General features: G+C 41.1%; 12 protein-coding genes. 3 read left to right on the top strand and 9 right to left on the bottom strand.

Annotation, left to right across the window (positions count from 1 at the left end):
- Positions 1-15: 15 nt before the first annotated feature.
- Complete coding sequence (locus KOLE_RS00530; protein WP_012744619.1) at positions 16-1,215, top strand: aspartate kinase; 1,200 nt, start codon at positions 16-18, stop codon at positions 1,213-1,215.
- 11 nt (positions 1,216-1,226) lie between these two features.
- Positions 1,227-2,327, top strand: coding sequence for an aspartate aminotransferase family protein (locus tag KOLE_RS00525; protein WP_012744618.1), 1,101 nt, complete (start codon positions 1,227-1,229; stop codon positions 2,325-2,327).
- A gap of 60 nt (positions 2,328-2,387) precedes the next feature.
- On the opposite strand, the gene rd is transcribed toward KOLE_RS00525, so the two are convergent.
- Positions 2,388-2,777 (bottom strand): rubredoxin, encoded by a 390-nt coding sequence (gene rd / locus KOLE_RS00520; protein ID WP_237697531.1) that lies wholly within the window; start codon positions 2,775-2,777, stop codon positions 2,388-2,390.
- 18 nt (positions 2,778-2,795) lie between these two features.
- Here rd and KOLE_RS00515 point away from each other — a divergent pair, with 18 nt between their 5' ends.
- Positions 2,796-3,920 carry an IS256-like element ISKol5 family transposase gene (locus KOLE_RS00515; protein WP_012744616.1) on the top strand — a complete coding sequence of 375 codons (1,125 nt, stop codon included), beginning with the start codon at positions 2,796-2,798 and terminating at the stop codon, positions 3,918-3,920.
- Between the two features lie 25 nt (positions 3,921-3,945).
- Here KOLE_RS00515 and KOLE_RS00510 read toward each other — a convergent pair whose 3' ends face one another.
- The 8 genes from KOLE_RS00510 to KOLE_RS00475 all read right to left on the bottom strand — a co-directional run bounded on the left by KOLE_RS00510 (position 3,946) and on the right by KOLE_RS00475 (position 13,837).
- On the bottom strand, positions 3,946-4,353 hold the full coding sequence (locus tag KOLE_RS00510; protein WP_012744615.1) for a flavin reductase family protein: 408 nt from the start codon (positions 4,351-4,353) through the stop codon (positions 3,946-3,948).
- Between the two features lie 625 nt (positions 4,354-4,978).
- Entirely contained in the window at positions 4,979-6,589 is a 1,611-nt protein-coding gene (locus KOLE_RS10980) for an HD domain-containing phosphohydrolase (RefSeq protein ID WP_012744614.1), read from the bottom strand.
- 524 nt (positions 6,590-7,113) lie between these two features.
- Positions 7,114-8,313 carry an acetylornithine transaminase gene (locus KOLE_RS00500; RefSeq protein ID WP_012744613.1) on the bottom strand — a complete coding sequence of 400 codons (1,200 nt, stop codon included), beginning with the start codon at positions 8,311-8,313 and terminating at the stop codon, positions 7,114-7,116.
- 2 nt (positions 8,314-8,315) lie between these two features.
- Entirely contained in the window at positions 8,316-9,164 is an 849-nt protein-coding gene (gene argB, locus KOLE_RS00495; protein ID WP_012744612.1) for an acetylglutamate kinase, read from the bottom strand.
- The gene (argJ, locus tag KOLE_RS00490; protein WP_012744611.1) at positions 9,161-10,354 is read right to left on the bottom strand and encodes a bifunctional glutamate N-acetyltransferase/amino-acid acetyltransferase ArgJ; all 1,194 of its coding nucleotides are present in this window, start codon (positions 10,352-10,354) and stop codon (positions 9,161-9,163) included. Before argJ ends, argB begins: the two co-directional genes overlap by 4 nt.
- A 15-nt stretch (positions 10,355-10,369) precedes the next feature.
- Complete coding sequence (gene argC / locus KOLE_RS00485; protein ID WP_012744610.1) at positions 10,370-11,389, bottom strand: N-acetyl-gamma-glutamyl-phosphate reductase; 1,020 nt, start codon at positions 11,387-11,389, stop codon at positions 10,370-10,372.
- Entirely contained in the window at positions 11,386-12,582 is a 1,197-nt protein-coding gene (argH, locus tag KOLE_RS00480; protein WP_012744609.1) for an argininosuccinate lyase, read from the bottom strand. Before argH ends, argC begins: the two co-directional genes overlap by 4 nt.
- Positions 12,551-13,837 carry an argininosuccinate synthase gene (locus KOLE_RS00475; protein ID WP_012744608.1) on the bottom strand — a complete coding sequence of 429 codons (1,287 nt, stop codon included), beginning with the start codon at positions 13,835-13,837 and terminating at the stop codon, positions 12,551-12,553. Before KOLE_RS00475 ends, argH begins: the two co-directional genes overlap by 32 nt.
- Positions 13,838-14,085: the final 248 nt, after the last annotated feature.

The raw sequence follows: 14,085 nt of genomic DNA, 5'->3' as shown, positions 1-14,085 counted from the left end.
AGAGGAGTTGCTGAAATGCTGGTTCAGAAATATGGCGGCTCATCGGTAGCAACGTTGGAGCGAATAGCTAATGTGGCAAATAGAATCAAAGCAAGGGTTGACACCGGAGAGAAAATCATTGTTGTAGTTTCCGCCATGGGGGAAACGACCAACAAGCTTATCTCTGTCGCTAAAAAGATATCAGATGATCCTGATCCAAGAGAACTGGATATGTTACTGGCCACTGGAGAACAGAAATCCGCTGCCCTTCTATCAATGATGTTGTTGAAAATGGGAGTCAAAGCGGTCTCATATAATGCCTTTCAGCTCAATATTCTGACCACCGACAACCATACCGATGCCCGCATAATGGACATGAACCTTGAAAAGGTCAAAAAGGAATTGCTGGATAAGGACGTTATAGTGGTAACCGGTTTCCAGGGTATAACCCCCGAAGGAAACCTAACAACCCTTGGAAGAGGGGGTTCCGATACTTCAGCGGTAGCAATAGCCGCCAAGCTCGGTACCCGTTGCGAAATATACAGCGATGTCGCGGGGATATACACCACCGATCCCAAATTCTATAGCAAAGCAAAAAAGCTTGAATATATAACCTACGACGAAATGTTAGAACTGGCTGCTCAGGGCTCACGGGTCCTTCATTCAAGGGCAGTGGAAATTGCAAAAAAGTACAATGTTGAAGTAGTATGTCTATCCTCATTTTCAGATGAAGGAGGTACTACCATAGTGAATACACTTCCAGAATGGCTTGAACAACCGGTGGTCACGGGTGTCGCCATGGATTCGAACCAGATAAAAATAACAATTAACAATATTCCCAACAACGTAGACCTTATAAGCGGTATCTTCAATGCTGTAGCAGAAGCCCGAATAAATATTGACATGATCTCCATAGTAAACGACAATTCCCATACCCACATAACCTTTACAGCGGTAGCCGGTAATCCCGATAGAGTAGAAGAGGTTATAAAAACGGTTCTGAAGGATGAAAAGGGCTGGAAAATAACTGCCGACACAAATGTTACAAAGGTATCCGCCATAGGTGTCGGAATGAGGTCTAATTCAGGAGTAGCCTCTCGTTTCTTCTCTGCTTTGCAGCGAGAAGGTATCAGGATAATAGCCACAACTACTTCCGAGATAAAGATTTCGGTGCTTGTTCCAAAGGAAGAATCGGGAAGAGCTTTGAAGGCTCTGATAGATGAGTTTGAGCTTTGAGGGTGGTTCGTATGCTGTGCAAGGTATATACACCATATGAATTTAAGGTTGAGAAGGCCCGGGGAATAGAGATATTCACAGACAAGGGTGTATTTCTCGACACCTATTCCGGAATCGGAGTTCTGGCTCTTGGACATTCAAATCCCGAAGTACTGACCGCAATGAAGAAAAAGCTGGAAAGATACACTCATCTGTCAAATTACTTCCTTGACGAAGATGCAGAAGAAGTGGCTGCGAGGTTGGTTGGCCTGTCAGGCCAGGTTGGAGAGGTTTTCTTCACCAATTCGGGTACAGAAGCTACCGAGGCTGCCTTAAAGGCAATCAAAAAACTCCGTAAGGGTAAGATAGTGAGCTTTGTGGGAAACTTTCACGGACGTACCATCGGTGCCCTATCGCTGACCTATGGCAAAGCAATACGCGAACCCTTCGAACCCCTGCTGACTGAAAGAGTTTTTCTGAAGCCGGACCCTGAGAAATTTACTAGCTTTGCCAGAGAAAACCAGATAGCCGGAGTCTTTATCGAGTGCATACAGGGAAACAGCGGTGTATTACCACTGTCTGAAGAACTTCTGGAAACCATTTCACAGTATCAAAGGGAGCAGGGTTTTATTCTTGTGGCAGATGAAATACAGTCCGGTCTGGGCAGGACAGGAAAAGCTTTCGCTTATCAACATTTTGGACTGAAGCCCGATATAATAACCGTAGGCAAAGCACTTGGTGGTGGTCTGCCCCTTGGTGCAGCTCTTTTCTCTGGATTCAGCCCCTTTAAATTCGGTGAACATGGCTCCACCTTTGCCCCGAACCCCGTTGCACTTGCCGCGGGAAAGATAGTTTTATCGAAATTAGACGAGAATTTTCTCATGCAGGTCCAGGAAAAGGGAAAATATTTTAGAGAAAAACTGGCTGAATTGCCATGGGTCCAGTCTGTAAATGGCTATGGTCTCATGATCGGTGTTACCACCGAAAACGCTTCAAAGGTAAAGGCTGAAGCCTATAATAGAGGCGTGCTATTGAACATAGCTGGAGGCAGAATTCGCTTCCTGCCAGCACTCAATATAACCATAGACGAGATAGATGAAATAATAAGCAGGCTTAGTTTTGAAGGTTTTTGAATTTTCAAAGTCTGCATATTGTTTATGATTTTTTAGTATTTTTCACCCAACAATAATGGATTACCGTACCTCTTCAAATTTATCTTTTCCGACACCGCATACAGGGCATACCCAGTTATCTGGCAACTCTTCAAAAGGGGTTCCGGGGGCTACTCCAGAATCCGGATCACCGTTTTTTGGGTCATAAATGTAGCCACATACTTTGCATCGGTATTTTTTCTTGCCACTGTCCTTGTTTTCTTTTCTCTCTTCTACATATGTTGGCGCAGTCTTTGGGGATTTCCCACCCCTAATTTCATGATAATAGGCATATGTCATAGGTTCTTTTTCATCGACAACTTCCGCATGAACGATTTCCCCTATATAAACCACATGGCAGTATAAAATAAATGCTGTAAAAATAAAAAAAGCCCTGTATCCTAGAATAGGAAGAACACATAAACCATACAAAGGAGGGATACAGGGCCCATGGAAATCAAAGATATTATACTCCAATTTCTCACAGAAAATGAAGAAGGAATGAGAAATCTTCTAACCTGGTTTTTGAATACGGTTATGGAATATGAAGCCCGGATACAGGCTGGAGCAGACTACTACGAGAGAACAAAAAACAGAAGAGCACACCGCAACGGTTATAGAAAAAGAAGTTTGAACACCAGATTAGGAAAATTGGAGTTGAAGAAACCCCAATTCAGAGAATTCCCCTTCGAAACCAGGGTCTTTGATAAATACTCAAGAGTAGAGAAAGCATTAAAGAACGCTATTGTCGAATCATATCTTCAGGGTGTTTCTACTCGCAGGATAAAGGAAATAATATCCACCTTAGGAGCAGAAGAACTTTCACCTGGAACAGTTTCTAATATAGCCAGGGAACTGGACGAAAAGGTGTATGAGTTTCTTAACAGGGAAATAGAGGAGGAGATACCGTATCTTTTCGTGGACGCCAGCTATTTCAAAGTCAGGGACGGGGTTAGATACGTCAATAAAGCTCTTTATGTGGTAGCCGGTGTGAGAAAAGATGGACATAGAGAGATACTTGGTGCAAAGATCGCCGATGTTGAAGATGAACTCTTTTGGGAAGACTTCTTCCAAGAATTGAAAAACCGTGGATTGAGAGGAGTAGAACTTGTCATCTCAGATGGTCACAAGGGGATAATCTCAGCGGTGAAAAAGGCCTTTATTGGAGCGAGCTGGCAAATGTGCCATGTACATTTTGTGAGGGATGTGCTGAAAAAAGTACCTCGTAAACGCTGGAAAGAGATAGCAGAACGGTTGAACGAGAGCCTGGAAAGTGCGAAAAAATTACAAGCCTTTATTGAGGAACTTGAAGAAGAAGGCTTCAAAAAAGCGGCGGAAACCTGTGAAAGATTCATATTCGGCTTGTTTAATTACCAGAAATATCCACGGGATCATTGGAAAAGGATAAAAACGACGAATATGCTGGAACGGATAAACAAAGAACTAAAAAGGCGTACTAGAGTGGTAGGAGCTTTTCCAAATGATGCGGCACTTTTGAGGTTGGCTGTCGCAATCTTACTTGACATTAACGAAGAATGGCTGCTTGGAAGGAGATATCTAAACATGGGATCTTAGCCTGTTTTAGGATACAGGGTTATTTTTACAGCACTTTCTTGACATAGCCAACCACATGGGTACCAACATCAACTGCGTTTACCACTTTTGCCTCTAAGTTCGCTACGCAGTGGTCTTCTAACAATGGGACACCGGTTACCCCTATTTTGTGATTTATATCATTGAACTTATCTAACTCTCTTCCGGATTTAAATCCAAAGTGCCCTATAAGCTTCAGTGGGGTATCTTGGGATAGAACTGACACCCCAAATACTTTGCTTTTCTGAATGAAATCATGGGTTAAGTTCTGTTTGTTTATGCAAATCGCTATTGTCGGTGGTTCTGCTACAACCTGGAACACGACATTAGCAATCTGCCCATTTTTCTTCCCATTCGTTTCTGAAGTGACAACGTACATACCGTAAGTGATCTTAAACATAGCCTCATAATCCATCTTTTCACCTCCGCACCAGGTACTAAAACAAAAAATCTCAGTTCCCTTTGTTTAAACAGTAATTCAAAAATGCTCTGCTAATTTCAGATGTCAGATATTTTCGTATTCAAACACTTTTTCCCCGGTCATCTGCTTTGTCTAACACTGATTTCTGTAAAAGAAGTACCTTCTCTTCACAGTTAAAAAATACTGCACTCGCTCGATTTTATGTCTTTATAGGTTCACTCATTAATTATTCTACATCATCACTATCTCTGACATTTAGTTTCTCCATTTCCAATAACAGCCGACCAGCGATAATCCGGGCTGGTTTTTCTCTGGCTTATCTCTTTCTAAAGCCGGTTTCTTCACAGAATTTTCTAACATCGAAAGTTTTTAATTTGTCTCTAACTTTTCTTTGACCCTTACGAATTCTTTCGGGGTCATATTTATGCTTTCGAATACGGCAAAAACACGTCGCCTGTTCTAATGCTCCAGGACCAATGCTCTCAGAAAAAGGTGTCTGTTGTAGTTGTTTAGAAATAAAAGGAATGAATTAATAGAATAAAGGTGGTAGTCAGGAAGATATTCTTATAAAAACAGCTGTCCGAAATCGGACAGCTGTTTTTATATTCACGCATACATCTTAGATTACAAAGCCGATTCCTTGATCGTATTTGTAGGTTTCATACACCCTTTCAAACTCCTTCTCACATTCCAGGAAAGCATCGACAATATCGGGATCAAAGTGTTTTCCTCTATCAGCTTTGATCCTCCTGATCGCTTCTTCATGCGGTAATTCATCTTTATAAGGTCTTTTTGACCTTATGGCGTCGTAGGCATCACACAGGGCAAAGATTCTCGCTTCTAGAGGAATTTTTTCTCCTTTTAGGCCTTCCGGGTACCCTTCGCCATTGTGTTTTTCGTGATGATACGCACAGATGTTTCTTGCCATGATAATGTATGACCCTTTCAATCTGTATCTACCGATAACATCCTGAATGATCTGTTTTCCTATTATGGTGTGTTTTTTTATCTCTTCATATTCCTCTTTTGTTAACTTTCCTTCCTTCAACAGGATAGAATCCCGTATCCCTACCTTTCCCATGTCGTGCAAGGGTGCGGTATCGTAAAGGTTCTCAATGAATTCATTTGTGATGATTTTCCGGTATTTCTTGTTTTTGCGCAGTTGTTTTGTCAGTATCACCGCGTACTCTCTCGTTCTTTTTAAATGGCGTCCAGTTTCGGTATCCCTTCGTTCAGCAAGCGTAGCAAGAGAAGACATGATAGCTTTTTGCGCTCCCAACAGATCTCTTGATTTCGAGAAATCCAAATAAACACCTGCAAACATCAGGACGAGAAATAAAATAAAGATCAGCATTGATATCAATGTCAGGTTTTGGAGTGCCGCTTTCGATGTTGGGTGTTTGTGATATGATGCAACGATTAGGCGATTGCCTGGAAGAAAGTCAACAGTAGAATAGTGGATGGTTTCTATATCTGAAAGCTCTATATGGCCGGAATCATCGGGGAAGTTGTAATCGGATTTACGGAAATTAACTGATTTATCTGAGTTTGACGATATTAAGTATCCATCTTCAGTCTGGATGAAAACGTTTTTGGGCAACAATTCAAGGACTTTTGAAAATTCCACGCTTAGAACCAAGATTCCCCTTTTTTCTCCTTTAGAATCAAACAGAGGGGTTGCCAGCCTTATTACCGGGGTATAGGGCATTTCTATCTTTCCGTTTTCAATGTTCAAATCTATCGGAGAAACGTAGATCTGGTTTTCATCCATCTTCATGGCTTCTTGAAAATAGTAACGGTTTCTTTTATTCTGTAATTGTGAACCGGGAGCAATTATTGCTGTACCATCTGATCCACGAGCAACTTTGATTATCTCCTGTCCCGAAGAATCGATGATCCTGATCTTATAAAAGTGCTTGAAAACCTTTGCTAATTCAAAGAAGATCTCTTTAACTTTATTCTTATAACTAACGGATTCAAAATTGGTGTTTACATAGCTTCTGGTATTTGGAATGCTTTTGAGCAAAAACAAGACCCGTTCAAAATCGTGAAATTGCACTCTGATGATCTCTTCAGCGGTGAGTAATTGGGAAATCGTGCTTTCGTACTGCCATTTCGCTTCTTTTTCATATATCTGATTCTCACCGCGGTGGACAACTATCCAAAAGAGTGTAGTAAGAATTATAACGATCAATAAAAAAGCACCATTATGTTTTATGAATTTCCTCACATTATCGACCTCTTACCAATATTACTGAAGAAAATAGGGTCCCGAGGCTCAGTAACAAAACTACATCTACGTAACATTAGTGTATCATATAATACCTTACAGCAACTTTATGTTTTTTTTTTTTTTTTTTTTGTTGTAACCGCCCTGTTAAAACCTACTTTGTTGCACGTATTGTTATTCCATTTCGAATAATCCAGCACAAATGCCATAAGTGTCCGTTATGAATTCCGTCACTTAACAGGTGTGTACAGAAAAATAAAAATACAGCGATAGGAAAAAGAAAAAGGAGCCTTGTCTGCAAGCGTCCTTGACGAAGCACACCACTTCAGCCGCGAAGCGGCTCTCTCACCTTTCCAGCTCTCGAATCCCGGTTGTTGATCAAGTCCGGAATGACAATCCTTTGTTTGTAGTTTTATTTTAAGCGATAACAACTACGAAGCAGTTTGCACCGCCAGAAAAATCGCGTGTCGATTTTTCTGGGCGTACCCCCGGCGAAGCCGGGCTCACCTGCAACGAAGTCGTGCTTACCGGGTCTCGGATCTCGATTCTCGGTTCTCGAACTCGCTAAAACATTCTTTAACGATTTCCAGAGCTTGATCTATATCGTCTTCCGTGATAACGAACGGTGGTAAGAATCTCACAGTGTTGTTTCCTGCTGGAACAAGTAACAATCCTTTCTCAAAACACTTTTTTGCAAAATCTTTTGCAGAAATTTCCTTCAGTTCCATTCCCAGCATTAACCCTATACCTCTCGTCTCTTTCACGTGTTCTGGAAATTTTTCTTTCAGGTTTTCGAGTTTTTTCTTCAAATAAATTCCCAGTTTTTCCACTTGTTCAAGAAGATTATTTTCCAGTATCTCTCTCATAACGGTTACTCCTGCACTGCAAGCGAGTGGATTTCCTCCGAATGTTGAGCCGTGGTCGCCGGGTTCCAGAATATCAGCTTTTTTATTCACAACAACCGCTCCGATCGGGACACCACCGCCTAGTCCTTTCGCAACCGTTAGAATATCTGGATCTACACCGTATCTTTGGTAGGCAAAGAGTTTCCCGGTTCTTCCCATTCCACATTGCACTTCATCGAAAATCAAAAGCGTTTCATATTCATTGCACAATTTTCTTACAGCTTCTAAGAAATCTTTTGTAGCTGGAATGATCCCACTTTCCCCTTGAACGGGCTCTAAAATCACAGCACACACTTCATTAGATATCTTCTGTTTCAGGGAATCGATGTTGTTGAATTCAAAATAATCGAAGCCATCAACAAGAGGTTTGAAATCTTCCTGGTATTTTGGTTGTCCCGTTGCTGTCAACGACCCTAAAGTTCTTCCATGGAAAGAATCATGGGCAGATAGAATCTTATACTTATTTTTATCCTTTTTCTTTCCGTATTTTCGTGCAATCTTAATTGCGGTTTCGTTGGCTTCTGTACCGCTGTTCACAAAGAATACTTTCCCCTTCAAAGTATTTTCTCCTAACAGCTTTGCAAGCTCAATTTGTGGTTCTGTCCAGTATAAATTCGAACAGTGGATCAACTTTTCAGCTTGAGTTTTTATCGTTTCTACGAGCTTTGGGTGTGAATGGCCAAGCACATTAACCGCTATTCCTGATGTGAAATCAAGGTAAGATTTTCCATTTTTATCCCAGATCCGGGCACCTTCACCGTGATCAAATACCACAGGAAATCTATTGTAGGTATTCATCAGATAATTCATACCATTCATTCTCACACCTCCAGGTTCTTTATCATAGTTCCAATTCCTTCTTTGCTGAAAATCTCGAGTAGTAAGGCATGTTCCACCCCACCATTTATTATGTGAACGCTTTTGACACCGCTGTTCACAGCTGAGATTGCACACTGGAGTTTTGGAATCATGCCGCCTTTCACAATATTTTTTTCGATTAAATCCTCAGCTTCTTTTGATGATAGAATGGGTAACAACTTTCCATCTTTAAAAACACCATCTACATCTGTCAGAAGAACCAATTTTTCAACTTCCAAACTTTTTGCTATTTCAGCAGCGACAATATCTGCATTGATGTTGTACGAAGTCCCATCTTCTCCAAAGCCAATGGGAGCTATCACAGGAATGTAGCCTTCCACCAGAAGCCCTTTTATTAGAGTGGTATCCACTTTTTTTACTTTTCCAACATAACCTATATCCCCATATTTCGTTTCTTTCTCTGCAAGTAGAAGCTCACCATCTTTGCCACATACACCGATCGCTTTTCCACCATGAAGATTTATATTCATGACTATGTCTTTATTAACCTTCCCAACGAGTACCATCTCGACTATTTCCATTGTTTTCTCATCGGTGATCCTGTACCCGTTTTTGAAAACTGGTTCTATTCCAAGTTGGTTCATGAGACTGCTTATTTCAGAACCACCGCCATGAACTATTACGGGATTTATGCCGGTGTATTTTAAAAGAACCAGATCCTTTATGAACGCTTCTTTTGCATTTTCATTTTTCATGGCACTTCCACCGAACTTTATCACAAAGGTTTTTCCGTGGAATTCCTTTATGTATGGAAGCGCTTCAAGGAGTACCTGAACAGTTTCACGCTTCACGTTCTGTACCTCCCGTTTATCTCCACATATTTTTCAGTCAGATCGCTTCCCCAGGCTGTTGCTTCACCATTACCCTGTTTCATGTCGAGTATCAATCTTACGTATTTTGAACTCAAGATTTCTTTTGCCTCAATTTCATCAAAAGGATATTCACAGCCATCTTTTGCCACCATTATCCTGTTTTTTTCGCTTTCAATATAGAGATCTAATCTTGAATGGTCAAACATCGCACCCGAATAACCTGCAGCTGCAAATACCCTTCCCCAGTTCGCATCTTCACCGTATATAGCTGTTTTCACAAGATTTGACGAAACCACTGAGAGCGCAACTTTCTTTGCCACGTTAACATTTGGAGCGTTTATTACCTTCACTTCCATGAGTTTGGTAGCGCCTTCGCCGTCCTCTACGATCTTTTTTGCAAGTTCGGTGTTTACAATGTCAATCGCTTCAGAAAACTTTTGGAATTCCTCTGTTCCTTCGTGTATTTCTAGAGCGTCCGATAATCCATTTGCGAGAATCAAAACCATGTCGTTTGTGCTCGTATCCCCATCAACGTCGATCATGTTGTAGGTTTTGTCAACGGAAGCCTTTAGAAGTTTTTTCAAAGCTTCTGGAGTAATCTGAGCATCTGTTAAGATGAAGGAAAGCATTGTTGCCATGTTGGGATGTATCATTCCAGAACCTTTTGCCACACCTAAAACGTTCACTTCTTTTCCATTTATTTCCACCCTGACTGAGCTTGTCTTTGTAACCGTATCGGTTGTCATTATGGCCTCAGCAAATGGTAAGGGATCCTCAGCTAAATTCTTCGCTGCTTCTTCTATGCCGGATTCTATCTTCTCCATGGGAAGTTGGACTCCTATCAACCCGGTTGAAGAAACAAGAACGCTATCAACTGGAATGCCCAATTCCTTCGCTGTTTTTTCTGCCATTTTTATTGTGTTTTTCATCCCCTGTTCTCCAGTACATGCGTTCGCAACACCGCTGTTCACCACGATAGCCCTTATGTTCTTGAAGCTCTTTTCAAGGACTTCCATGTTGTAAACTACCGGAGCGGCCTTCACTACATTTGTCGTGAAAACACCAGCGGCTATGCATGGTTTTTCTGAGTATATTATTCCTAAATCTTTTCTTTTTCTCTTTATCCCACAATGTAGTCCTACAAATTTAAAGCCTTTTGGTATGTTCATTTTTTCGACCTCCTTTTATGGATAAATTGGATTGAAAGAAAGCCCTGCATCTTCGGCTAAGGAAAACATGACGTTCATGTTTTGAACAGCCTGTCCGGACGCTCCTTTTACGAGGTTGTCTATCACACTTATCAGGATGAGCGTGTCGGTTCTATCGTCTTTTGCCATAGATATGAAAGCGTGATTTGAACCGTAAGTCCATTTTGTTGAAGGATAAACGCCTGGTTGAAGGACGTGGATGAATTTCTCTTTTCCATAGTATTCCCGGTATAATTCATAAACCTCATCTAAAGATAGATCCGTTTTCACATATATCGTCGAAAGGATTCCTCTAACCATCGGGACGAGGTGTGGAGTGAAGACAAGTTTTAGTCTTTTACCGCAAAGTTTAGACATTTCCTGCTCCATTTCCGGGACATGCCTGTGCTTTGACACGTTATACGCCTTCAGACTCCCGCTAAGTTCAGAAAATGAGTAATCTATCGATTCCTTTTTTCCGGCACCTGAAACCCCGGATTTTGAATCCACAATGATTGTTTCTTCATCCAGTGAACCGTTCTTCAATAGTGGAGCCGTTGCAAGCAAAACACTCGTAGGATAACAGCCTGGATTTCCAACGAATCTGGCATTCTTTATCTTTTCCCTGTACAGCTCTGTTAAGCCGTAAACCCTTTCAGTAGGATCATAATCAGGTAGCTTTTTAGAATACCATTCCTCGTAAACGGCAGGGTCATCGAATCTAAAATCAGCTCCAAGGTCGATTATTCGAACATCTTTCAATTTTCTGGCAATTTCATAGGAAACACCGGCTGGAAGTGCCGTGAATACAACATCACAATTTTTCGAGATTTTTTCAGGGTCTATCTCTTCGAGGGTTTCATTTTTTAGCGAGAAGGGATAAACGTCATTCAATTTTTTCCCCGCAAAACTCCTGGAAGAAAGAAAGGTTATTTTAACATCAGGGTGATTGGTGAGTATTCTCACGAGTTCCAATCCTGTGTAGCCAGTTGCACCTATTATTCCAACCCTTATCATTTCTTCTCGCCTCCGTAACTTTGGGCTATTTTTCTGTAAGCGTCCCTAAACGGGGTACCTTTTTTAACCATTTCATAAACCTTTTGAGTCGCAAGGACCTCTTCCGTTATGCTTTTTTCGCAATTTTCCTTGTTGACGCTCAGCCTTTCGAATACGATTTTCATTACCTTTAAAAGAGTCTTCGCAACATCGAAGCACTCTATGACACTTTCTTTTAAAAGCTGGAAATCTCTGTGATATCCGGATATCAAATTTGAGGATGTAATGACGCTTTCCATCATTCTCGATACGATCCTGTTGTGATACCCTCTAACGAGCTCGAGAGGATCCGGGTTCAATTTCTGTGGCATTATTGAACTTCCAGTGCAGAGCTCTTTTGGGAGATCCATATATCCCACTTCAGGAAGTGAGAAGAATATGATATCGCTTGAAACTCTGTTAAGGTCGTAACTTATCTGAGAAAGCACATGAAGGATCAAATAATCAAACTTTCCCCTGCTGTTTTGTGAATAAATAGGATTTTTCTGGATTCTGGAGAAAGCAAGTTCATTTGCAGTGTATTCCCTGTCTATCTCGATCGGGATACCATAACCAGCACCTGTGCCGAGAGGCGATTGGTCTATTATTTCATAGGCTGTTTTTAGGAGTTTCAAGTCATCTTCGAGGGAATCGTATAATGCCTCGCTCCACGTTTTAAAGTCCGTTGGCATTGCCTTTCGGGTGTGTGTAAAACCTGCAAATTGAACATGACCATACTTCGTTGAAAAATCCTCAATTGCTTTTTGAAGCAGTTTTATGAGTTGCACGATGTTTTCGAGTTCGTCTTTGTAAAAGAGTCTTAGAGCAGTTAAAACCTGATCGTTTCTTGATCTTGCAGTGTGTATTTTCTTTCCCGCTTCTCCTATTTTTTGTGTCAAAAAATTTTCTATGGCCGTATGGCAATCTTCATCTTCGGGTTTTATTACGAACTTTCCGTTGTTGACAAGAGCCAGAAGCTCTTCAAGGGCTTTTTTAATCTCTTTAAGTTCTTTCCGAGATAGGTATCCCATTTTGCAAAGCATTTCTGCATGGGCCATAGAGGCTTTTATATCGTATTTTATTAGCCTCATGTCCGTTTTGTAGTCGTTTCCAATTGTAAATGCTTCTATTATGGGATCAACTTCATATCCCTTTTCCCAGAGTTTTATAGACATTTCCAATCTCCTTTCTCCAGGCGAAGGGGTCTTTTCCTTTTAAAACAAGATTATGAGCTTTAAGCCTGAGAGCGTGTATGTTTATAAAGCCTTTAGAATCAATTGCATTGAACCCGCCTTCAACATCCATACTTGAAAGCGCCTGGTCGTAAAGGGAAGTGGGGGAATATCTTGAAACCGGTGTCACGTTTCCTTTGTATATTGAAACGACAACTTTTCCGTCCACCGCTTCCTGGGCTTTTTTAAATGCGGACAACAGGAAGTCTATCTCTGGAGAGAACCAGAACCCGTTGTAAATCAACTCGGAAAATTTTGGAGTCAACATATCTCTGAGATGAAGCACTTCTTTATCCATGGCTATACCTTCAAGATCTCTATGAGCGATCCAGAGGATAGTTGCACCCGGTGTTTCATACACGCCTCGGGATTTTATCCCTATGAACCTGTTTTCTATCATGTCAACCCTTCCAACTCCGTTTTTGGCACCTACTTCGTTCAGATACTCAAAAAGTTCCAATGGATCTGTTTTTTCAGTTCCATCATCGAGATTGACTACCTTTGTAGGTATTCCATTTTTGAAGAGTATCTCAAGAAGCGTTTCCTCATCCGGAGCGTCCTTTGGAGAGACTGTCCAATTGAAGATATGTTCTTCCGGTATGTACATTGGATCTTCAAGCTTTCCTGCCTCATGTGATATGTGCATCAGATTTTCATCTTCACTGTAAGGCTTTTCCTCACTCACCGTTATAGGTATTCCCATTTCTTTTGCGTAATTTATCAGGTCTGTTCTGCCTTTGAATTTTTCAAGAAACTCCGGATCCTTCCAGGGAGATATTATTTTCAAATGTGGATTCAATGCAGCGTAATTGAGCTCAAACCTAACCTGATCGTTCCCCTTGCCGGTGGCCCCGTGGGCGACGTATTGCGCGCCTTCTTTTTCGGCGATTTCGACCTGTTTCTTGGCTATTAAAGGTCTGGCAAGAGAAGTTCCAAGGAGGTATCTTCCTTCATAAATTGCATTTCCCATCAAAGCTGGAAAGATAAAATCTGTGACAAATTCTTTTCGTAAGTCTTCAACATACACTTTTTTAGCACCGGTTTTCAGGGCTTTTTCCTTGATTGCGTCGAAATCGTCCCTTTGCCCCACGTTTGCAACAAAAGCAATGACTTCGAAGCCTTTCTCTGAAAGCCATTTCAGGATTACAGAAGTATCCAGTCCGCCACTGTACGCAAGAATAACTTTTTCTTTTTTCATATGCAACACCTCCAATATTTTTAGGTTGTTTATGTTGAAGACTTAGAATGTATAAAAAAAAAACGGCCATATCAAAACGATATGGCCGTGTGGGCGTTCAAGCAACAAAAAGCTAAGCGCTCGAAATCACCCACCGGCGCTTTGGACGTCTACGAATGTTTAATACATTTACTATATTCAAATGTTTTTGAGATCTCAACGAATCATTCAACATTCAATATGTCCTCCAAAAAGTGTTATTTTTGGGA

This window comes from Kosmotoga olearia TBF 19.5.1 (genome assembly GCF_000023325.1).
GTDB classification, from domain to species: Bacteria; Thermotogota; Thermotogae; order Petrotogales; family Kosmotogaceae; genus Kosmotoga; species Kosmotoga olearia.
Note: the sequence above shows the minus strand (reverse complement) of the source record. Positions and strands in the feature narration are given on the sequence as shown.